This is a genomic window from Kribbella sp. NBC_01245 (genome assembly GCF_036226525.1).
GTDB lineage: Bacteria > Actinomycetota > Actinomycetes > Propionibacteriales > Kribbellaceae > Kribbella.
Genome location: NZ_CP108487.1, coordinates 5,755,812 through 5,777,865, shown reverse-complemented (window position 1 = coordinate 5,777,865; position 22,054 = coordinate 5,755,812). Strand labels below are relative to the sequence as shown.

Annotated in this window: 19 protein-coding genes; 7 read left to right on the top strand and 12 right to left on the bottom strand. The window is 67.3% G+C overall.

All coding sequences use genetic code 11. The features are described 5' to 3' along the window. The first annotated feature begins 51 nt into the window (after positions 1-51). Positions 52-378 (top strand): PadR family transcriptional regulator, encoded by a 327-nt coding sequence (locus OG394_RS26265; protein ID WP_328989745.1) that lies wholly within the window; start codon positions 52-54, stop codon positions 376-378. 26 nt (positions 379-404) lie between these two features. Here the strand turns inward: OG394_RS26265 and OG394_RS26260 are convergent, their stop codons facing one another. The 4 genes from OG394_RS26260 to OG394_RS26245 all read right to left on the bottom strand — a co-directional run bounded on the left by OG394_RS26260 (position 405) and on the right by OG394_RS26245 (position 2,441). Next, complete coding sequence (locus OG394_RS26260) at positions 405-1,085, bottom strand: permease prefix domain 1-containing protein (RefSeq protein ID WP_328989744.1); 681 nt, start codon at positions 1,083-1,085, stop codon at positions 405-407. Between the two features lie 115 nt (positions 1,086-1,200). Further along, entirely contained in the window at positions 1,201-1,587 is a 387-nt protein-coding gene (locus OG394_RS26255; protein ID WP_328989743.1) for a DUF2784 domain-containing protein, read from the bottom strand. A gap of 4 nt (positions 1,588-1,591) precedes the next feature. Beyond that, a complete protein-coding gene (locus OG394_RS26250; protein ID WP_328989742.1) occupies positions 1,592-2,248 on the bottom strand; it encodes a GNAT family N-acetyltransferase in 657 nt (218 codons plus the stop codon). A 16-nt stretch (positions 2,249-2,264) separates the two neighbouring features. After that, a complete protein-coding gene (locus OG394_RS26245) occupies positions 2,265-2,441 on the bottom strand; it encodes a hypothetical protein (protein WP_328989741.1) in 177 nt (58 codons plus the stop codon). A 197-nt stretch (positions 2,442-2,638) separates the two neighbouring features. Here OG394_RS26245 and OG394_RS26240 point away from each other — a divergent pair, with 197 nt between their 5' ends. The 4 genes from OG394_RS26240 (at position 2,639) to OG394_RS26225 (ending at position 7,009) form a co-directional block, all read left to right on the top strand. Next, complete coding sequence (locus OG394_RS26240) at positions 2,639-3,949, top strand: aminotransferase-like domain-containing protein (RefSeq protein ID WP_328989740.1); 1,311 nt, start codon at positions 2,639-2,641, stop codon at positions 3,947-3,949. Between the two features lie 128 nt (positions 3,950-4,077). After that, positions 4,078-5,046, top strand: a complete 969-nt coding sequence (locus OG394_RS26235) for a D-alanine--D-alanine ligase family protein (RefSeq protein WP_442914230.1) — start codon at positions 4,078-4,080, stop codon at positions 5,044-5,046. After that, a complete protein-coding gene (locus OG394_RS26230) occupies positions 4,994-6,058 on the top strand; it encodes an SURF1 family protein (RefSeq protein WP_328989738.1) in 1,065 nt (354 codons plus the stop codon). Before OG394_RS26235 ends, OG394_RS26230 begins: the two co-directional genes overlap by 53 nt. Positions 6,059-6,628: 570 nt before the next feature. Then, entirely contained in the window at positions 6,629-7,009 is a 381-nt protein-coding gene (locus OG394_RS26225) for a DUF3817 domain-containing protein (protein ID WP_328989737.1), read from the top strand. Positions 7,010-10,156: 3,147 nt separating this feature from the next. Here OG394_RS26225 and OG394_RS26220 read toward each other — a convergent pair. The 8 genes from OG394_RS26220 to rpmH all read right to left on the bottom strand — a co-directional run bounded on the left by OG394_RS26220 (position 10,157) and on the right by rpmH (position 16,547). Further along, the gene (locus tag OG394_RS26220; RefSeq protein ID WP_328989736.1) at positions 10,157-11,101 is read right to left on the bottom strand and encodes a ParB/RepB/Spo0J family partition protein; all 945 of its coding nucleotides are present in this window, start codon (positions 11,099-11,101) and stop codon (positions 10,157-10,159) included. Between the two features lie 85 nt (positions 11,102-11,186). After that, positions 11,187-12,122, bottom strand: a complete 936-nt coding sequence (locus OG394_RS26215; RefSeq protein ID WP_328989735.1) for a ParA family protein — start codon at positions 12,120-12,122, stop codon at positions 11,187-11,189. A 1,058-nt stretch (positions 12,123-13,180) separates the two neighbouring features. Then, on the bottom strand, positions 13,181-13,852 hold the full coding sequence (gene rsmG / locus OG394_RS26210) for a 16S rRNA (guanine(527)-N(7))-methyltransferase RsmG (RefSeq protein ID WP_328989734.1): 672 nt from the start codon (positions 13,850-13,852) through the stop codon (positions 13,181-13,183). Positions 13,853-13,860: 8 nt separating this feature from the next. After that, on the bottom strand, positions 13,861-14,421 hold the full coding sequence (locus OG394_RS26205) for a Jag family protein (RefSeq protein WP_442914229.1): 561 nt from the start codon (positions 14,419-14,421) through the stop codon (positions 13,861-13,863). 90 nt (positions 14,422-14,511) lie between these two features. Continuing rightward, positions 14,512-15,714 carry a membrane protein insertase YidC gene (yidC, locus tag OG394_RS26200; protein ID WP_442914312.1) on the bottom strand — a complete coding sequence of 401 codons (1,203 nt, stop codon included), beginning with the start codon at positions 15,712-15,714 and terminating at the stop codon, positions 14,512-14,514. A 21-nt stretch (positions 15,715-15,735) separates the two neighbouring features. Continuing rightward, positions 15,736-16,029 carry a membrane protein insertion efficiency factor YidD gene (gene yidD, locus OG394_RS26195; RefSeq protein WP_328989732.1) on the bottom strand — a complete coding sequence of 98 codons (294 nt, stop codon included), beginning with the start codon at positions 16,027-16,029 and terminating at the stop codon, positions 15,736-15,738. Beyond that, positions 16,026-16,370, bottom strand: coding sequence for a ribonuclease P protein component (gene rnpA, locus OG394_RS26190; protein ID WP_328989731.1), 345 nt, complete (start codon positions 16,368-16,370; stop codon positions 16,026-16,028). Before rnpA ends, yidD begins: the two co-directional genes overlap by 4 nt. Before the next feature lie 39 nt (positions 16,371-16,409). Beyond that, positions 16,410-16,547: a 50S ribosomal protein L34 gene (rpmH, locus tag OG394_RS26185; RefSeq protein ID WP_328989730.1), complete on the bottom strand. Its 138-nt coding sequence runs from the start codon at positions 16,545-16,547 to the stop codon at positions 16,410-16,412. A 573-nt stretch (positions 16,548-17,120) separates the two neighbouring features. On the opposite strand from rpmH, the gene dnaA reads away from it, so the two are divergent. Next, a complete protein-coding gene (gene dnaA / locus OG394_RS26180) occupies positions 17,121-20,423 on the top strand; it encodes a chromosomal replication initiator protein DnaA (protein WP_328989729.1) in 3,303 nt (1,100 codons plus the stop codon). 460 nt (positions 20,424-20,883) lie between these two features. Then, positions 20,884-22,029, top strand: coding sequence for a DNA polymerase III subunit beta (dnaN, locus tag OG394_RS26175; RefSeq protein WP_328989728.1), 1,146 nt, complete (start codon positions 20,884-20,886; stop codon positions 22,027-22,029). Positions 22,030-22,054: the final 25 nt, after the last annotated feature.

Sequence of the window (22,054 nt, the reverse complement as noted above, 5' to 3'; positions counted from 1 at the left end):
CATCTACATGTTGCCTATCGACGGTAACAGGTGCATGGGTAGACTGCCTACATGAAGGCGGATGCGCTGCGTGGACACCTGGACCCGATGATCCTGTCGGTCGTGGAACACGAGCCCCTGCACGGCTACGCGATCATGGAAGCCCTGATCGAGCGGTCCGGTGGCGAGGTGGATCTACCGACCGGGACGTTGTACCCGGCCCTGCGCAGGCTCGAGCGCGCCGGCTATCTGGTCAGCGAGTGGAGTTCAGTGGGTGGACGCAAGCGCCGGACCTACAAGCTGACCTCGGCCGGCCACGCGTCGCTCGCGGCCGGCAAGTCGGAGTGGGAGACCTTCCGCAAGGTGATGGACGGCGTCCTCCGCCCCCGCCACGCCTGAGCCGTGCGGCGCTGGGCGGACGTCGGTCAGGCCAGCCGCAGGCAGCGTTGTGCCGAGAAGACGACGGCGCTCAGTGGCCCGAGGACAAAAACGGACACCCACATGATTCCGGTCAGAGCGCCGAGCAGACCTGGATTTCCCAGCAGGGCCATGACGATTGCCGTGCTGCCGATGAGAGCGCTGGTCAACAGACCCACCACACCCGTCACCTTGGTCACCACGCCCCGGACAGCCGGATAGCGCAAGCCGAAGCCGGTCGCCACGAGGACGACTACCGCCAGGCAGAGGGTGACCGCACCGGCGTTCTCGACAAAGCCGTTGAGCCAGAGCTGCGCCGGATCGGCATCGTGAGCAGGATCGCGATTCCACAGCCAGGTGTCGTCGAGCCAGACGATCGGCTGGATCATGATCGTCGCGGCCATCAGGATCGCGGTCCGCCGGCCCTGGGCGTAGCCGAGTTCCGCCCGGTAGTCGGGCAGGATCTCGCCGATCTCGCCGAAGTCCTCGATCGCCTGGCGTTCGGCGTCGCTCCGGCTCAGCCCGTCGGCCTCCAGCGCCTCGGTCGCGTCGATGAGACCGTCCCGCGCTTCTGTCAGCAGGTCGGCCTTCTTGCGCCGTGGACCAGGTAGCGCGGCGTCCAGACGCGCGATGTACGCGTCGATGGGCGTCTTGCCGAGCTCCTGCGCACGCAGTTCGGTTCCGGGCACGTCCACCAGTATGCGCATTCCCGATCGGGGTCGCCGTCCGGGGAACCACTGACCTTGCCCTGATTCGGCCGGCAAAACCCTTGTGGACGGCGAAATCAGGCTCGCGGCGCGGTGATCAGGCGTGCGGCGCGGTCGCACGTCGGCGCTGACGACGACGCACCATGATCCAGGCGAAGCCGAGATAGGAGATCACGACCAGACTGAAGCCGATGATCTCCGCCAGCCAGGTGTAGCCGGCCGGATACACCGTGCCGTCGACGTAGTGCCTGATGTAGCCACCCTCGTACGGCACTTGCCCGGCCTCACGTCGCAGAGACTTCTCGACCGCTGTCACCGGACAAGGGAAGTCCACCAGCACGATGGTGATGTTCCACAACCCGATCACGAGGTGGGCCCAGATCAGCTTCGGCCATTTCCAGGCCAGGAATCCGCCGATCACGAAGAAGACGAGCATGGCGCCGTGGAACACCATCACCCCTTCGGCGAGCAACTCGGCAAGCATGGCGCTACTCAGCCTCGGACGCGTGCAGCGCGTCCCGGACGGCGGAGGGAACCGGCGGCGCGGGTTCGGGCCGGATCGCGCCCATCAGGCGTTCGACCGCGGCCTCCACGTCGCTGCGCCAGGTGAGTGTGGACCGGAGGTCGAGGCGCAGGCGTGGGTGCCGCGGATGCTCCCGTACGACAGTGAAACCGACCGCCTGCAGGAAGTCCGTCGGCCAAACGCAGCTGGGCTGGGACCAGCGCGAGTCGCCGAAGGCCTCCAGCGCACGGAACCCGCGCTTCAGCACGTCCTTCGCCACCCCTTGGACGAGAACCTTGCCGAGCCCCATCCCGATATACCGCGGCAGGATCCGCCCAGTCGCCAGTACGACGGCATCCGAGCTGACCGGAGCGGTGGGAAAGGCCTGCACGCGGGGAAGGTAGATGGCCGGGCCATAGATGGCGAAGCCCGCGGGTTCGTCGTCGACGTACAGGACGGTGCCGGCACTACCCCAGTCCAGGAGGATCTGAGAGAGCCAGGCTTCCTTCTCCAGCGCGGTATCGCCGTTGCGCGAGGCATCGCGGGCAGCGACGTTGTCCAGCTCCCAGAAAACGCACGAACGGCATGGCAGTGGGAGCTCGTCGAGTGTTTCGAGCGTCAGTGGCGCCACCCGCCTGGCCATCAGACCTTCTGACCGCTCACGTCGCCGCCGGAGCCGGGGTCTGGATCTCGGTACTCTCCGAGGCCTCCGGCGCCACATACCGTTGCTGGACCTTGGCCGCGGGCTGTCGCCGGAGCAGCTCGCCGGCGAATCCGGTCAAGACGCCGAGCACCAGCCCTCCGAGTATCCAGCCGAAGACCTTCACCACGCTCATCCCGCTCCTGCCGCCCTTCCGCGGCGCCCGTATCCACCGGGCGATCGCAACCGTCTCGGCTGCCGGTCCCCGCCGGAGCATTCCGCCGCTATAAGGCATGGTAGTGAGAGGCTGCGGCGATCGGCAGTCCGGGCGCGCGGGCGCTACTGGACGGATCGGCGTAGCCTTGAGACTTCCCCGCCTCAAGGAGCGCCTTCGTGAAGCCCGACCTGCCCGACGTCCGGCAAACCCGTCTCGACAGCTATGTCGACCGGTACGCCGCACGGACCAAGGGTATGACGGCATCCGAGATCAGAGCACTCTTCTCGGTCGCCAGCCGGCCCGAGGTCGTCTCACTCGCCGGCGGCATGCCGAATATCGCCGGCCTCCCGCTCGACGTGGTCAGCGGCGCTGTCCGTGATCTGGTGCTCGACAACGGGGCCGTCGCCATGCAGTACGGCTCGGGTCAGGGCGATCCGACGCTCCGCGAGCAGATCTGCGACGTGATGCGGCTGGAGGGTATCGAGGCTCACCCGGATGACGTCGTGGTCACCGTCGGCAGCCAGCAGGCCGTCGACCTGGTCACCCGGGTGTTCTGCGATCCCGGCGACGTCGTGATCTGCGAGGCCCCGTCGTACGTCGGGGCCCTCGGCGTCTTTCGCGCCTACCAGTGCGAGGTCGTGCACGTCGCGATGGACGACGACGGTGTCCAGCCCGAGGCCCTCGAGCAGGCCATCGCCGCGGTCAAGGCGGCCGGCAAGAAGGTCAAGTTCTTCTACACGATTCCGAATTTCCACAACCCCGCTGGTGTCTCGCTCTCGCTCGAACGACGAAGCCGGGTGCTCGAGATCTGCCAGCGCCAAGACGTGCTGATCCTTGAGGACAACCCTTACGGTCTGCTCGGCTTCGACAACGAGCCGATGCGCGCGCTGCGTGCCGACGACGGCGAAGGTGTGGTCTACCTCGGCTCGTTCTCCAAGACTTTCGCGCCGGGTTTCCGGGTCGGCTGGGCCGTCGCGCCCCACGCCGTGCGGGAGAAACTCGTGCTGGCGCAGGAGTCCGCGACGCTTTGCCCGCCGATCTTCAGCCAGCTCGCCATCTCGTCGTACCTGAGTCGGCATGACTGGCTCGGCCAGGTGAAGCAGTTCCAGGAGATGTACCGGGAACGACGCGACGCGATGCTGGCGGCATTGACCGAGAAGATGCCGGCGGCCGCGAGCTGGACCAAGCCGACGGGTGGTTTCTACGTCTGGCTGACGCTGCCCCCCGGCCTCGACGCGAAGGCCATGCTGCCGCGCGCAGTCACGAACCGCGTCGCCTACGTGCCCGGAACCGCGTTCTTCGCGGACGGTTTCGGCTCGCAGTGCATGCGGTTGTCCTACTGTCATCCGACTCCGGCTCGTATCACCGAAGGCGTCGCGCGTCTTGCCGCGGTGATCGAGGAGGAGCTCGAGCTGCGTGAGACCTTCGGGCCCCTCCCGCCCGGCGCCGGGCGGGATTACGACGCCCCGGGGCCGGAGCTCAGTTAAGTTTTCGGCGCCGGGGTTCGGACCCGGGCGCCGGAAGGGCACACTGGTGGCCCACCGGACCGTGGCACCGCGACGGACCGGTTACGGTTCGAAGGGCCTCGGGACCGGCAACCCCGCCGGAGTCGCCCATGATTGATCGGGGAAGTTCAGTGAGTGATCTGGGACGAGTTCTGGTCCTGGCAGGCGGACTGTCGCACGAGCGCGATGTCTCGCTGCGATCGGGCCGCCGCGTCACTGAGGCGCTGCGCAGTGTGGGCATCGAGGTCGAGTTGCGCGATGTCGACAGCACCTTGGTGGAGCGGCTGCAGTCCGACCCGCCCAGCGCCGTTTTCCCGGTGCTGCACGGTGTGACCGGCGAGGACGGCGCGCTCCGTCAGGTCCTCGACCTCTACGACGTGCCTTATGTCGGTGCCGACGCGGAGGCTTGCCGCACGGCTTTCGACAAGCCGGTCGCCAGCACGCTGGTCACCTCGGCCGGCCTACGGACACCGCCTTCGGTGGTGCTCGGCCACGACACCTTCCGTGAGCTCGGCGCCACGTCGCTGATGGAGGCGGTCACCGACCGAATCGGTCTGCCGCTGGTCGTGAAGCCCGCCCGCGGTGGCTCCGCCCTGGGTGCCTCGATCGTGCGCTCCGTCGGCGAACTGCCCTCGGCGATGGTGAACTGCTTCGCCTACGGTCCAGTCGCCCTCATCGAGCGGTACATCGAAGGCACCGAGGTCGCCGTCACTGTCGTCGACACCGGCGACGGCCCGCACGCGCTGCCCGCCGTCGAGATCCGGCCGGACTCCGGCTTCTACGACTACGAGGCCCGCTACACCGCAGGCGCGACTCAGTTCGTCGTACCGGCAAGGCTGGACGAGTCCGTCGCGGCCGCCTGTGCGGCAGCAGCGATCACCGCGCACGAGGCCCTCAAGCTGCGGGACCTCTCGCGGTCCGACCTGGTGGTCGACGCCGATGGCGTGCCGTGGTTCCTCGAGGTCAACGTCGCTCCCGGTATGACCGAGACTTCCCTTGTCCCGTTGGCCGCCGAGGCCGCCGGCCTTGAGCTCGGCGTTCTCTGCCGCGACCTGCTCGCCGCTGCTGCAGCACGGTGAAGCCGCCAACCGCAGTGCTCTCGTGAACGCATCGGCCGACCCCACCCCGGACGCTGACGGTGGCGCCTATCCCTTGTGGCGCACCGCACTGACCCTGCGCTGGCTCTCCCTGCTGGCGGTGGTGCTGGCAGTGGCCGGCGTGATGATCACCCTCGGCGTCTGGCAGTACGACGTCTACGAATCGAAAACCGCCTCGGCTACCGCTCAACGGGCGACTGCCCCGCCAGTTCCGCTGAAAACGCTGTTCGCCGTCAACGAGGGCCTCCCGGCAAAGGCCGTCGGCCGCCGCGTCTCCGTCAGCGGCACCTGGGGCCCAGCCGCCGACCAGATGTTCGTCGCGGACCGCCAGCAAGACGGCCGCGACGGCTTCTGGGTAATCACCCCCTTGATGCTTTCCCCAGATTCCACCGAATCCGCCGAGTCGCCCGATACGCCGCCCACTAACCCAGCGGCCGACAAGGCCTCCGGCGCCGTACTGGTCGTCCGCGGCTGGGTAGCAACTCCCACCGACCCAGCGGCAGCGCCTCCTTCAGGCCGGGTCGACGTGGTCGGCTCCGTCATCGCCTCCGAAGCCCAGGACTCCTCAGGCGCCGCCGCCAACAGCCGAATCCTCCCGTCACTGCGCATCCCGACGATGGTCCACCTGGTCGACTACCAGCTGTACGACGCCTTCGTAGTCCAGTCATCCGCCACCCCTCCGGTAGCGAACGGCCCGATCACCATCCCGCCACCCGCACCACCCACCGACCACGCCGGCCTACGCAACGTCGCCTACGCCGTCCAGTGGTGGATCTTCGCCGCCTTCGCCCTCTTCATGTGGCTCCGCATGCTCATAGACACCCACCGCACCACCCGCCCCACTCCCGGCCCGTCAACCACACCGCCGGCCGCAGCCACCCCTCAGACCGCAACCATCGATTCACCTCCGGACGCCACGTCCGACGCCCACGCCAGGTCCGACGCCGACAGCGCCGCGGTCACACCCCAGCCCGACCGCGGGGCGCGGCTCTAACCGCAGCCCGTCCCACCCCCGGCTCCTTGGCCTTGCAGCGCGCGCTCCACCACCAGGCATCGCCCTCGGGCTCCCAGTCCGACCGCCCCCGCGACGAGACTGCCCGCGCGCACAGGTGGTCCTTCCGCCATCACCTGCCGCACGCCCCCGGCACCCGACCGGGCACCCGCCGGGCGCCTTCAATCCCGCGTGCCGGCCTTGGCCCATCCACGAGCCGGCTTCATCGGGCGATGTGCGGGCCCTCACCCCTGTCGCCCCCACTTCGGCGACCTGGCTCAACGCCACCGGGCCGTCTTCACCGGCAGGGCGCGGCCCGTCACCCTGGACGCGCACTTTCTGCGCCGGGCTCAACACAAAGCAACCCAGCCATCTGTTTCTCCACTGCGTGCTCACCATCCGCAAGGGTCGCCTTCGCCGAAGGGACCAGTCAGCTACAGCCCAGACGGAGCACCCGCCCCGCCGCCGTGTCCGACCTGCTTTGCCATCAGGGCGACCTGTTCGGGCAGCACCAGGACCTGACTATGCGGACCAGGACGCCGGGCCTTTGAAGCAAGGCGGTACCGTTTCGGCGTGACCTCTCCCGTGGATCCCGCTCAGTCCGCTGACACCACCCCGGCCGGCTCTGCTGCAGCCGCGACGATCACACCCGATGTCGCCGGCGCACTCACCCGCTACCGCATCATCGCGTACATCGTGGGCGTCATGCTCCTCCTCCTAGTCTGCCTGGCGATGCCCCTCAAATACGCCGCAGACAACCCCTCCGCCATGAACGTCATCGGCCCGCTCCACGGCTTCCTCTACGTGATCTACCTACTGGGAACCCTCGACCTAGGCCGCCGCGTCCACTGGTCCCTCGGCAAGCTGGTCCTGATAGCCCTAGCCGGCACCATCCCCTTCCTCTCGTTCTACGCCGAGCGCAAAGTCACCCACGAACTCCACCCCACCTCCTAACTTCCAGCACCGCGCACCGAGCGCACGCGCACGCCGACTCCAGCACCGCGCACCGCGCCTCCAACACCGGGCGACCGCAGCACCGCGACCCCGGCACCGCACGACCGCGGTAGCGAGCGGCCGTCCACTGCGGCACTTGGCTACCGGAACCCCGCGCCACCGGCCCGCCGCGACGCAGCCTCCCTGCCACCGCCGCACTGCCGCACGGCGGCACCTCCCTGCCTGCACCCCACTGCGGGACGGTCGAGCGTCGCGGCCCGTCCGGAGGTGAACTCCTGAGGCCGCCACGAACGAGGCTGTACGAGGTGTCCCTGCCCAACGCGATCACGCGTGGGAGCACTCAGGTCTTCCCGACGTGTCGGCACCTTTGTGCAAGGAACGCCAGTGCGGACCCCCCTTTGACTTCGATCGTCGCTTGCCCAAACCACCGACGCGACTCCCCCGGATGCTGCATCGCCCCTCTCCCATTGACGCAGCCAGCAAGCCGGCCGGTGCTCGCCCGCCCCCGGCATCTCGTCACAACTTTTCACGATCGCTCGGCACTGCGACGTGTCGTCGCAGTGCACCATCGGCCCGGCGTTGCTCAGCAGCTCGATGCGTGGCCTGCCCCCACGCCGTAGTCGGGCAATCCCCACCGGTTACTCCGGACCGCAGCCTCCACCGCGAGCCAGTCAACAGTGGCACCGCCCACCTTCCTGCCGACCTGACGACCCGCCCTCCTGAGGACCCGCCGTCCTTCCGACCTTCCGACCTTCTGATCTTCTGGCCTTCTGACCCTTCTGACCCGCCGACCTTCCGACTTCCGACCCCGCCGACCTGCGACCTGGCGACCCGGCGCACCTCATGTCACCTCCCGTGTCGTGTCGCCTCCCATGTCGCGCGGCTTACACCAGTCCTCGCTCTGGCTGCCCCGGCGGCCGCAGTCGCAGCGAGGTCTTCTCGATGCTCCGATCCGCACTCGTCGGCGCTCCTCGCTCGGCGCCTCAGTCGCAATCGGAGGCCGTGTTGGCGGAATGTTTCACGGGAAACATTCCCGAGCGATCTACCGCTTGATGGATATGTCGACATATCGGCTGCCTGGTCTTGAGGGGGCCGTTGCCTCGATAGCCGAGCTGGCGAGCTGGCGAGAGTGAAGGACTAGCGAGTTCAGATTCTCGTCACGGCGGAGAGCGGCCTGGAAACAGGCAGGTCCCGTCGAACTGATCTCTGAGGCGTCGTAATGGATCAGCACGCGCTGGAAGACGCGTCCATGATGAGCTCGTTCGACCAACCGGTTCCTCACCGAACAACGGTGACCGAGGGCGGCGAAGGGCGAGCGGGCGGCGGCCAGCCGCGAGCGGAGAAGTCATGACGATCCGTCGTGGCGGAACGGGCCGCCACCCCCTGTGCGAGATAACTCAGTGAGTGTGGCTCGCGGGCGGCGATCCGGCTGCCGCAGCGATCGGATGGACGCAGCGGCAGGCGGCACTGGGTCGCAGCAGAGGATGCAAGGGCGACAACTCCGACGACCGGCGAGACCACCCGGAGCGGACAACAGTCGGACTCCAGAGCAACGGACATCCGCGGGCGATCGTGCTTGGGCTCGGCGAGAAAGTCCTGCCATCAGTTGCCATTGATCCATGCGTCTGCGGCAATCAATCGCGGTGCGTTCAAGGGAGGCGACGACACACGTACCTGCTAGTCGGGCCCTCGACGATCAGGTACACGACCGAATCGAGTTTGCCCGGTTGACCGGCCTCGATCCCGGCCGCGATGAGCAATAGTGATCTCCCGACCGGAGGAACATGATGCGGCGGAGGTCGCCCGGCAGCGAACCCGCGATACCGGCGCCGGCTGGACGTCCGACCCTCGCCTGAGGCCGGCACTAGCTCTGCCCGTGGTAGCTCAATGGGTCGGCCCGGATGCACCTACCAGGGCCCGGGCCTTGCCGTGTCACAAGGCCGGATGGATGAAGATGACACCGGGCCATCTCCGAGCAAGCGGCAACTCCGACCTCGCTTACGGGTAGCTCGTTTGCGAATGCGGCCACCCCTGATCTGCCGTCGGTTCGGACCCAACTGGGCAAAGGCTCGGCACGCTTCGACTTCGTGGCCAGCCGCCGCTCCACTTCGAGCCGCGTCGAGTTGTCCCACGCTGGTCTACGCCCGCCGCGCTGGTCTCGCCAACTCCGCCGGACATGGCCATCGCCGACATCTGCCCGCTCACCAGAGCAGCCGGCCGACCTCGGCTTGCGGCCTGCACTCCTCGGTCCCTGCTTCCCTTCGCGCCTTCCGCTCTGGGCTGGTCTCGACGCTGACCAGCGCGTGCCCTGCTGCTACCGGCCGCGCGGGCCCACCACGTCGCCGACGTCACGATCGGAGCCGGCGGTGGTGGCATTAGGTTTGGCGCTCCGCTGTCGGTCGTTGGCCCACTCGTTGCGGGCGGCTTCTTGGCTTCTCGTGGCCCTGCCCCTTGGCCATTCCCCGACAAGCCTTTCCGGGAACGTCCCCTCCCAGGCCTATCCGGCTAATGGCGCCGACGCCTCCCTTCTCGGCACTCCGTCCGGACACTCCATCCCGGCACCTCCATCTCGCCACCTCCGTCGCGCCACATCTCCTCCCGGCATCTTCTCCTCGGCACGTTCGTCTGGTGCTCCGCGTCGACTCTGGTGCTGAGGCTCGCGCATAGCTCTCATGCCGACCGAGGTCCCCTCGCTACCTCGTCCGTGTGCGATCGCTGGGCCCGTCGCAGCGACCCGGGGTTGCGAGTTTGGTCCGACATCTTCATTGGCTGGGGAGCTCGACGAGAAGTCCGGCGGCTGGTCGTGGGCGCTGCGTCGCGGGTGGTGCCGTTCGTTCCCGGCTTCGTGGGCTGGAGCCGTTAGGCCAACCCGATCATGGGGTGCTCTGGCCGTGACGCGGGCCAGGTCGGCACCGACTTCATGGCACCCCTCCCAATGGGTTGGAGATGTCAGCGCGGGTAGCCGGGTCGCGGCGAGGTGCGCAGGGTTTGCAGCTGGGGGCAAGGCGCTCGGAAAGGCAGAACGCCCGGCCGGTTAAGTCCGGCAGGGCGTTCTGTGGGTGGCCTTTGGAGGGGCGTTGGGGGAGGTTGTGGGGGTTGGTTGTTGAGGGGCGGGGCTCTCAGGGGCGCTGGGAGAACCGTCCGAGGTCAGGAAGTGCGCTTGTTTGGGTCCATTAGGTCGACGATTCGTTCGAGGTCGTCCAAAGAGGCGAACTCGACGGTGATCTTGCCCTTGGTTTTGCCGAGGTCGACCTTGACGCGAGTTTCGAAGCGGTCGGACAGGCGGTCCGCCAGGTCGATCAGCTTCGGGGCGACTGGGCGGTTGCGGCGCTTGGCCGGGGTCGCGTCGTCGGCACCGGGCGCTTCGCCCATCGAGACGATCTCCTCCACCGACCGTACGGACAGACCTTCAGCGACGATCCGCTGAGCCAGGCGCTCCTGGGCATCGCCGCTCGGCAGACCGAGAAGCGCGCGGGCGTGCCCGGCCGAGAGGACTCCGGCGGCAACGCGACGCTGGACGGATGCCGGGAGCTTCAGGAGGCGCAGGGTGTTGGAGATCTGCGGACGCGACCGGCCGATGCGACTGGCGAGAACTTCCTGCGTGCAGCCGAAGTCGTCGAGCATCTGCTGGTAGGCCGCCGCTTCTTCCAGCGGGTTCAGCTGGCTGCGGTGGAGGTTCTCCAACAGCGCATCGCGCAGCATCACGTCGTCGGCGGTCTCCCGCACGATCGCCGGGATGGTGTCGAGGCCGGCTTCCTGGGTGGCCCGCCAGCGGCGCTCCCCCATCACCAGTTCGAACTTGTCGGTGTCGAGCTTGCGTACGACGATCGGCTGCAGCAGGCCGATCTCCTTGACCGAGTGCACCAGCTCGGCCATCGCGTCCTCGTCGAAGACCGTACGCGGCTGCTTCGGGTTCGGGCTGATCTGGTCGACCGGGATGACGGCGAAGCGCGCACCCGGAACGGCGGCGAGCTCGGGCTCGCGTGGTGCGCCGGGGATCGAGTTCGACTTGCTGCCCAGAGTCTGCGTTCCGGCCGGAGACGGCGTGCTGGGGATCAGCGCGCCGAGTCCGCGTCCGAGTCGGGTGTTCATCGACGCTCCCTCTGTCGTTCGGTGCCCGTGCTCACTCGCCCGGTGCTGGTAGTGCCACGGATCGCGCCGAGGTCGGCCGATCGGGTCACGCGTTGTTCCGCATCGCGATCTCCCGCGATGCTTCCAGGTAGGAAAGTGCGCCGGCGGAGGCCGGGTCGTACGCGAGCACAGTCTGGCCGTGGCTCGGTGCTTCGGAGATCCGGACCGAGCGCGGTACGGCGGTCCGCAGCACCCGGTCCTGGAAGTGGCCGCGCACCTCGGCCGCGACCTCGCCGGCCAGCTTGGTGCGCGCGTCGTACATGGTGAGCAGGATCGTGGAGACGTCCAGGCCCGGGTTGAGGTGGGACTTCACCATGTCGATGTGGCGGAGCAGCTGGGACAGACCCTCGAGCGCGTAGTACTCGCTCTGGATCGGGACGAGGACCTCGCGCGCGGCGGTCAACGCGTTCACCGTGAGCAGGCCCAGCGACGGCGGGCAGTCGATGAACACGTAGTCGTACGGCTCGCCCGCGGCTTCGGTCTCGGCCAGGTGCGCGTCGAGCGCCTTCTTCAGACGGCTCTCGCGGGCCACGATGCTGACGAGTTCGATCTCGGCGCCGGCCAGGTCGATGGTCGCCGGTACGACGAAGATGCCCGGGTGCTCCGAACACGGCTGGGTCAGTTTGCTCAGCGGCTCGTTCTCGATGATCGCCTCGTAGACACCGGGCGTTCCTTCGGAGTGGTCGATGCCGAGAGCCGTCGACGCGTTGCCCTGGGGGTCGAGGTCGATCACCAGGATGCGGGCGCCGTACAGCGCGAGCCCGGCGGCGACGTTCACGGTGGTGGTCGTCTTGCCGACGCCACCCTTCTGGTTGGCCACGACGAAGACGCGCGTCTCGTCGGGGAGCGGGAACTCCTTGCCCATGGTCCGGCCTTCATTCACGAGCAGCGTCCGTTCGGTGGCGGCGGCGATCGGGGTCTCGAGAAGTCGTCGCTGCAGCTCGTCCGAGGTGGCTCGCGCGGCGATCTGTGCGGCAGTCATAGCGCCCATTCCGATAGGTGCGGGACTTGGCCCGAAGAGAATGTCAGTGGGAGTCGGGGCAGCTCTGCCCCCAGGTTCATCCACAGGCTTCTGTGGATGAATTCCCGCCTGAGAAGGGGTTCCCAGGGGGTAGTCATCCACAGGCCGCGGCGACTCTGGGAACTCCTCCTCGACCGCAGTGGCGGACTCGGTTTCACGTGAAACGGAGCCCGGCTCGGTGCTCGTTTCACGTGAAACGGGATCGGCGGCAACGGGCGGAGGAACGTCGGTCAAACCAAGTGAAGCGGCAGTCTGCAGGGCGGACGGCGCCAGGGTGATCGTCGGCGACTCGGCCTCTGCCGTCCCTTCGCTTTGCTCCTCGTCCTGCCCTGCCGACGGCGCAGTCGATCCGACGGTCGGCGCAGACTGCGCAGGAGGCGACTGCTGCACGGTGGCCGCCAGTTGAGCGGTGGTCGTCATCGGCTCCGAAAACTGGACGCCGTTGGACGCGCCCTTCGAGGGCGCCTCGGCGGTCGCAGCCGATTCCGCAGCGCCTTCGCTCGGGTCGTCACCGTCGACAAGCGCCCCGGCCTCATCGCCGTCAACCACGCTCGTCTCTGCGACCGAGGTGGTGCCGGCTTCGCCCTGCGTAAGAGGCGTGGGAACAGCGGGAGTCGAAGCGGCAGCCTCGTCAGAGGTTGCGACAGCTGTCTCGGCGGAACTACCGGCAGCAGCTTCGGCCGGCTCTTCCGAAGGCGGCTCTTCTGAAGGCGAGCCGTCGACCAGCACAGCGCCAGCAGGAGCGGCGCTCACCGGAGCTCCGCCACTAGCAGCTGCCGGTACGACGGTCCCGTTGGTGGGCGCAACCGCGAACACCGGAGCAGCAGGAAGCGAGGAACGGGCCGGCGTGCTTGTCGTGGCCTCGTCCAGGGACGTCGAAGTCGAAGGAGCAACCGGGGTCGAGTCAGGCTGGACGACCTCTACAACCGGACTGCTTTGCGGCCAGCCGATCGGGCTGGTCGCCCGCGGCTCGCCGGTGCTCTTCTCTGGCCATCCCAGGGCACGAGTCACGACCCCATTCACCTCCCGCGTCTTCCGTGCTGGGAACCCCGCGCAGCACGTCCGGCAACAATACTCACCACTGTCGTCGGCTGCGTCAGTTCTTCGACACCGACATGATGAACATGTCGATCTTCCGCTCCCAGGGCGTCCAGCGCACGCTCATGCTCGGCGAGTTCCGCCTCTGCGCTCTGGCCCTTCATCGCCAGCATCAGGCCGCCTTCGACGCACAGCGGCAGACACCACTGGGCCAGCCGGTCCAACGGCGCGACCGCTCGCGAGACGACGACGTCGAAGGTGCGGCCGCCGAGCTGTTCGGCCCGGGCGCGCACAACTTCCGCGTTCTTGAGTTCGAGCTGCTCGACGGCTTCGTCCAGGAAGGTCGTACGCCGGAGCAGGGGCTCGACGAGCGCGACCTCGAGGTCGGGCCGGACCAAGGCCAGGACGATACCGGGCAGTCCGGCGCCGGTGCCGATATCGGCGACGCTGGCGTTCTCTGGAATCAGCCGTTCGACCAGGGCGCAGTTCAGTAGGTGCCGGTCCCACAAGCGGGGGACCTCGCGCGGACCGATCAGGCCGCGCAGTGTTCCTTCGGTGGCCAGCAGCTCGGCGTACTGGGCGAGCCGTGCCGCCGACCGTGGATAGAGCTCATCCACGATCGACGGCGTTTCACGTGAAACGTCATCCGCCACGGGGACGGTCAGACCGCCGGCTGGACGACGACGCGACGACGCGGCTCTTCGCCCTCCGACTCGCTGGTGAGGCCGGCGGCGGCGACAACGTCGTGCACGACCTTGCGCTCGAACGGCGTCATCGGGTCGAGGCGCACAGCCTCACCAGAGGCCTTCGCCTCCTCGACAGCCTGCAGGCCGACCTTCTCCAGCTCCGCCTTACGGTTCGCCCGGTAGCCCGACACGTCGAGCATCAGGCGCGACCGCTCGCCGGTCTCCCGGTACACGGCCAGCCGGGTGAGCTCCTGGAGAGCCTCCAGCACCTTGCCCTTGTCGCCCACCAGGTGGTTCAGATCCGCGCCGACGATCGACACCGCGGCACGATCGCCGTCGATGTCCATATCGATATCGCCATCGAGATCGGCGATGTCGAGCAGCTCCTCCAGATAGTCGGCGGCGATGTCGCTCTCGACCTCAAGGGCCTTCACACGATCAACCTCCGGTCGCGGGCTCTGAGTGTCATCAGTCTTGACGTCCTCAGTCTTGACGTCCTCAGTCTGGACGTCATCAGTCTGGTTGCCGTCGCTCACGGCTACTCCTTAGTCATTCGAGATCCGCCCCACCGGGATCAAGATCATTCACAGCAAGAAAAATCAGAGGTGTGCCGCACGGGACACAGATCAGCTGTCGGACTTCCGCGCGCCGGTCTGGCCACCCGACTTCTTCTGGGCGGCCTTCTTCGCAGCGGCGGCCTTCTGTGCCGCAGCGCGCTGCGCGGCGTTCTTCGAGCCGGCCGTCTTCTTCGTCTGCGCGGTCTTCTTCGCAGGCTGGTTGGCCGGTCGGCCACCTGCGGAGGGCTGACCGTTCTGGGTCGCGGGTGCGGGGCTGTCCTGCACCGGGCTCGAGCCCGTCGTGCCCTTACGGGCGCTGCGCGGCTGGCGCTTCGGCTGCTGGCGCACGACCGTGGCGCGACGCTCCTCGGCCTCTTCGGCGATCTTGATCGGGTCGTCGTCCAGCGGCTGGCCGGTCTTGCGAGCGTGCTCGCGCTTGCGCTCCTGCAGGGCGTCGAACGCCGCGGTGCCCGGCGCCGGGTTGCGGCGGATCACGTAGAACTGCTGGCCCATCGTCCACACGTTCGAGACGAACCAGTAGATGAGCACACCGATCGGGAAGTTGAATCCACCGATCAGGAAGAAGATCGGAAAGACGTACAGCATGATCTTCTGCATCTGCGCCGCCTGGCCCTCGAGGGCCTCCTTCGGCATGTTCTTGCGCATCAGCTGGAGCTGGGTGATGAACATCGTGCCGGTCATCAGCAGGATCAGCACGATGGCGACGATCTTCACGTTCGTCGCGCCGACCTCGGGCGCCCGCAGGAACGTCGAGGAGATCTGCGCGCCGAAAATCTTGGCATCGCGCAGGGACTGCATCAGCTCGCCATCGAGGAACTGGCTGTGCGACGTGCCACGCGAGGCGCCATCGAGCACCCGGAACAGCGCGAGGAAGATCGGCGACTGCAGCAGCAGCGGAAGGCACGAGGAGAACGGGTTGGTGCCCGTCTCCTTGTACAGCTTCATCATTTCCTGACCGAGCTTCTCCCGGTCATGGCCGTACTTCTTCTGCAGCTCCTTCATCTTCGGCTGCAGCAGCTGAAGGTTCCGGCTGGAGCGGATCTGCTTGACGAACAGGGGAATCAGCAGCGTCCGGATCACGATCGTCAGACCGGCGATGGACAGGGCCCACGCCCAGCCGCTGTCCGCACCGAAGATCGGTGACAGCAGCTTGTGCCAACCGTTCAGCAGCAAGGCCACCGCGTGGTACAGCGGTGTCATCACCAGGTTGAACAGGTCAACGATCGAGTCCCACAACCCCAGCGACAGCATGGGGATGGCCGAAAGAGTCACTCAAGCACCTCGCTGCAAGGGCCCGGCATCCGATACGGCGCCGGACTGGTTGGCGGAGTCATGCTCTCCGCGGTCGACATCTTTAGTTGGAACGGGGTCGTAGCCGCCGGGGTTCCACGGGTGGCAGCGGGCGAGTCGTCTCGCCGCCAGCCAACTACCGCGCACCGCGCCGTGGCTCTGGACCGCTTCCAGTGCGTAAGCCGAGCAAGAGGGGTAGAAACGGCAGACCTGCCCATACAGCGGGCTGACGAACTGCCGGTACAGCTTCAAAAAACCGATCAACGCGTACTTCATCGTGGTTCCAGCACTCGCCGAAGGCCTTGGGCCACGTCGACCGCCAGCTCGTCGTACGTCGCCGCGGCCGAAGCCGGCAGGGCCCGTACGACGGTGAGGCTGCCGGCCGGAAGGTCAGCCAACTGTGCGGCCATGACCGCACGCAAGCGGCGGTGGACGCGGTTCCGCTGCACGGCTCCGCCCACCGCCTTGTTCACCACGAATCCGATACGGGCGGGCGCGCCAGGATCGGCCTGCAACAACAGATGGACCACGACCGAGCGCCTTCCCGCACGCCGACCGTGTCGAACGGCGCGCCGGAAATCGTCGGACCGGCGGAGCCGATTCGACGCAGGCAGCACGGTGTGGTCACCGACTGAGAAAGGTCAGCCCGGACGGCGTCATGCCGCCAGGCGCTCGCGGCCCTTGGTGCGACGGGAGGCGAGGATCGCGCGGCCCGCACGGGTGCGCATCCGAAGACGGAAGCCGTGCTTCTTGTGCCGGCGACGGTTGTTCGGCTGGAACGTCCGCTTGCTCACTGGAATGACTCCGGGATCTTGACAATTGTCGACATATCCACACGCGAAGTGTGACTCTGCCGCTGGAACGTCGGCCTTGCCCGGCCCGGCGACCAAAAGGTCTCAGGGAGCGCAGCACGAAACGGCCGGCTCAATGCCGACCGATTCACGGTACGCGGCCGTCTGTGGACAGGTCAAACTGGTCGTCCCCAGGGTTTTCCACAGGGCTGTGGATAGAAGCCTCTGTCAAGCCTTTACCGGATCTTGCCAGAAATGGAGTGTTGGGCGAGACATCCACCATGATTACGCTCCGGCGTCTACCCGACACGCCGGAAGTTGTACCCAATTTGCTGTGCATAGCCTGTGGATGACGGCTTGAAGCAGGCCCTGTGGGCTTGTTAGCGTCAGCCCCTCACATCGCAAACGCCACGCCCGACGGCTGGTAACCAAGTGGCTACGCGCTTCGTTCACAACTGTGGACAACCGTGTGGATAACGGGAAACCACTCCGAGGTCCTGGAGCGGTCATCGAAGGTCGCGACCAGCGCACGTTTCTGGAAACCGGCCAGAGCAGCAACGAATCGGGGAGCAACGCGTGGTCGAGGACCAGTCCGTCAATGCGGACAACACAGCCGGATCCGGGGAAACCGGGATCACCGCCCCAGACCTGCCGACAGCCCACCTCGTCCCACCACCACCGCCCCGCCCCTCGCCGGCGGACTTCGCTCGATTCACGCGGCCCTCGTTCGCCCAGACCGCTTTCATCCAGTCGCAGCTGCCGGACATGGAGTTGCCCGCGGCTGACGAGCAGGCCGAAGTGCCGTCTGGCGAGGTAGCGCAGACGGCAACGAACCAAGAGCAGCCGGTCGTCGAGGCGAGCCGGCAACCTGCCGAGACTGGCCACTCGTTGGTCCAAGCGCCGGTCTATGGGGAGCCCGCTCAGTATTCGGCCGTTTCCGAGTCGGCAGGGCAGGAGCGCGTGGCTGTAGATCAGGCCTCCTTCACTGAGACCGTTCAGCACGAGACCGTCCAGCAGCCCGTCCAGGAATCTCAGCAGCAGCCTGCCGAGGAATCGGCGGTGCAGGAAGCGGTGGTCGACGAGCAGGTCGCGCAGGAAGCGGTCTCTCTGCCGGTGCAGGAGACGGTTGCCGTGGGCGAGGTTGTGCTTGAGCACGAGGTCGCCCGGGAGTACGGATATCAGGAGCAGCCCGCTCGGGAGCCTGAGCAGCAGGCAGTTCTTCAGCAGCCGATTGTGGAGCAGGTTGTTGCGGCCGACTTGGATCGCGAGCAGGTAGTCCCGCAAGAGCTGACGCAACAGCACGCCGAGCAGGTGCAGTTGCAGGAGGACGAACCCGCACTCGTGTCGGTCGAGCCGGCACTTGTGGCCGTCGAGCCGGCGTTGGTGTCGGTGGCCCCGGTCGTGTCCGCGGTCGCTGAGCCAGCGCCTGCGTTGTTGGCGAACCCTGTCCAGGCACCTCTCGCGCAGATGAACGAGTCCCCGATTCCCACGCCGGCGCCGAGTCTGCAGGAATCGCCCCGAATGACGCCGCAAGCGTCGACCCACGGAATTCCGCAGACACCAGGCCAGGGTGGACAGCCCGACGATGGTTCGTCGCGAGTGGTCGGTGAAGGTTCGCCGTTGTCTGCTCCTCAGACGGGCGAGCAGCCAGGGAGGCAGGCCGGCGATCAACCGCTGAGCCAGCCGACTAGCCAGCAGGCCGATCACGCGGCTGCGGATCCGACGTACGTGCCGCAGGTCCCGCAGGCACAACAGCCGCCGCATTCGCCGGAGAACCAGCAGGCGCAGCACAACGAGCCCGCACAACAGAACGAGCCTGCACCGCAGGAGTTGCAGGACCAGCCCGCACACCAGGTTCCGCAGGCGCCGCAAGCCCAGGACCAGCAGGCCCCGCAGGTGTCCCAAGACCAGCAGGTGCAGCACAACCCGCAGGCTCAGCAGAACCAGCCCGCACAGCATGCGCAGCCGAGCCAGGCGTCGCAGCAAGCGCAGCCGAATCAGCCGGCACAGCAGGCTCCGCAGGTTCAGCAGAACCAACAGCCCCCCGTGGCCCAGCAGAGCCAGCAGCCACAAGTTGCGCAGCAGAACCAGCCGGCTCCGCAGGCGCAGGGCGTGACGTTGGACGACGCGTGGGCTCGGGTTTTGGGAGGCCTGCCATCGAACCAGCGCGCGTGGCTGACGAACTCGCGGCCGGTGACGTTGCACGAGAGCACGGCCATCGTCGCCGTACCGGATGACTTCACCCGCGGTCAGCTCGAGACGCGCCTACGCCCGGATCTGGAGCGGATTCTCAGCGAATCGTTCGGTCGGGACATCCGGATCGCCGTCACGGTGGACCCGTCCCTGGATCCCGAGCTACGCGAGCCGACCCCGGCGCCCGCCCCGATCCACAGCCCACTCGGCGGACACGCGACCGGTATCGCCGGCTATGGCGATCCCAATGTGGGTATCGGCCAGCAGGGCGGCCAGATGTACCAGCAGCCCCAGAACCAGTTCGGCCACCCCAACCAGCAGCCCCAGAACCAGCAGCCGCAGCAGCACAACCAGCCGCCGGTCCCGGTCGGACCGCCGCCGGGTGCTGACACCGAGCAGCCCACGCTCAGCTCGTCCATCGGCCAGCTCAACCAGCCGATGTACCAGCAGCCGCAGAACTACCAGCAACCGCAACAACACCCCGGTCAGACCGGTCAGCCCCACCAACAGGGCCAGCAACACGGCCAGCCCAACCAGCAAGGCGGCCAACACCTCACCCAGCCGACCAGTCAGGTCCAGCCGGCCCAGGTGCAGCCGCAGCACAACCAGAACAACCAGCCCGCCCCCGCGCCGACCCCCGACCAGGTCGAGGCGAGGCTGAACCCGAAGTACACCTTCGAGACCTTCGTCATCGGCTCGTCCAACCGCTTCGCGCACGCGGCAGCCGTCGCGGTCGCCGAGGCGCCGGGCAAGGCGTACAACCCGCAGTTGATCTACGGCGACTCCGGCCTCGGCAAGACGCACCTGCTGCACGCCATCGGTCACTACGTGCGCAGTCTCTACACCGGCGCACGCGTCCGCTATGTCTCCAGCGAAGAGTTCACCAACGACTTCATCAACGCGATCCGCGATGACAAGGCCGCCCAGTTCCAGCGCCGGTACCGCGACGTCGACGTACTGCTGATCGACGACATCCAGTTCCTCGAGGGCAAGATCCAGACCCAGGAGGAGTTCTTCCACACCTTCAACACCCTCCACAACGCGAACAAGCAGATCGTGATCAGCTCCGACCGGGCGCCGAAGCGGCTCGAGGCGCTGGAGGATCGGCTGCGGAACCGGTTCGAGTGGGGCCTGATCACCGATATCCAGCCACCCGACCTCGAGACCCGGATCGCGATCCTGCGGAAGAAGGCGGCGACCGAGCGGCTGACCGCGCCGCCGGAGGTCCTGGAGTTCATCGCCAGCAAGGTCCAGACGAATATCCGTGAGCTCGAGGGTGCGCTGATCCGGGTGACGGCGTTCGCCAGCCTGAACCGGCAGCCGGTCGATCTGAGCCTGGCCGAGATCGTGCTGAAGGACCTGATCCCCGAGGGCAGCAAGCCGGAGGTGACGGCCAGCATGATCATGGGCCAGACCGCCTCCTACTTCGGGCTGTCGATCGACGACCTGTGTGGCGGCAGCCGCAGCAGGGTGCTGGTGACGGCCCGGCAGATCGCGATGTACCTGTGCCGGGAGCTCACCGATCTGTCCCTGCCGAAGATCGGCCAGCAGTTCGGCGGCCGCGACCACACCACGGTGATGCACGCCGAGCGCAAGATCCGGCAGCTGATGTCGGAGCGGCGCAGCGTCTTCAACCAGGTCACCGAACTCACCAACCGGATCAAGCATCAGGCCAAGCAACAGTGATGAAAACGAGCTCCTCCACAACCCCACAGGCTGGGGATACAACTGTGGATAACTGTGGGTATCTCGGTGGACACTCAGGCCATCGCTGTGGACGGCCTGTGTGTAAGAGTTCGGCCGTCAACAGTCGTCCCCAGGTAGGCCCTGTTTCGTCCACACCCCGTGCACAGGGCAAAAGTGGCTCTGACCTGCGAAGTCGCGGGTTCTCCACAGTATCCCCAGGTGTGAAGAACACTATGGAATCTGTACCTAGTTCAAAGTCCACAAAATCTTCTGCGGCTCAAACCTGGGGAAAACTCGGGATTCGGGCCCTCCTCGGACCGCGTCGGATGGCACCCGGAAACACCTCGGACTACCCCATCGCGACCCGCCCGAATCCCCAGATCGCCACCGGTTGGCGCACATCGCGTCCAGCCATGGCAGGATCTCCATGGCAACCAGCCGAATCAGGAGGCACCCAGCGGTGAAGTTCCGCGTCGAGCGCGACGTACTGGCCGAGTCGGTGGCCTGGGCCGCGCGTAGCTTGCCCAGTCGCCCGAGTGTCCCGATCCTTGCGGGACTACTGGTCGAAGCCGAGGAAGGGCAGATCACTCTGTCCGGCTTCGATTACGAGACCTCAGTCCGCGTCACCGTGCCCGCACAGGTGGCCGACGCAGGTCGCTGCCTCGTTTCCGGCCGTCTGGTCGCTGACATTTCCAAGAGCCTGCCGGATCAACCGGTCGACATGAGTGTCGATGGCGCCAAGGCACAGGTGACCTGCGGCAGTTCGCGGTTCACCCTGCAGACGCTGCCCACCGACGAGTACCCGGCCCTGCCGGACATGCCCGCAGCGAGTGGCACCGTGCGCAGTGACGTCTTCGCGCACGCCGTCGCTCAGGTCGTCACCGCGGCCGGCCGGGAGGACACCCTGCCCGTGCTGACCGGCGTCCGGGTCGAGATCGAGGGTTCGACCATCTCGCTGCTCGCCACCGACCGCTACCGGCTCGCAGTTCGCGAGCTCGAGTGGAACCCGCTCTCCCCCGACGCCTCGGCGGCCGCGCTGATCCCGGCGCGAGTGCTGGCCGAGACCGCCAAGGCGATGACGGGTACGGAGATCACCATCTCCCTGGCCGGCACCGGTGCGGGCGAGGGGCTGGTCGGTTTCGAGGGCCAGGTCGCCGGTGGTTCCCGCCGGGCGACGACCCGGTTGCTCGACGGCGAGTTCCCGAAGGTGCGCCAGATCATCCCGACCGACGCCGCGATCGCCACCCGGGTCCGGGTCGACACCGCGGTCCTGGTCGAGGCGGTCAAGCGCGTGGCCCTGGTCGCCGAGCGCAATGCGCCCGTGCGGCTGACGTTCTCCGAGGACGGTGTCACCCTCGACGCCGGCAGCGGTGACGAGGCGCAGGCATCCGAGTCGATTGAGGCCCAGGTGACGGGGGAACCGGTCACCGTGGGATTCAACCCGACGTACCTGCTGGACGGTCTGGGCGCGATCGGCACCCCGGTGGCCCACCTCGCCTTCACCCAGGCGACGAAGCCGGCCGAGCTGACCGGAGCGAAGGACTACGAGGGCGAGACGCTCAGCGAGTTCCGGTACGTGCTGATGCCGGTCCGCCTGAACAACTGACGACCGCACGACTGACGACCCGCTT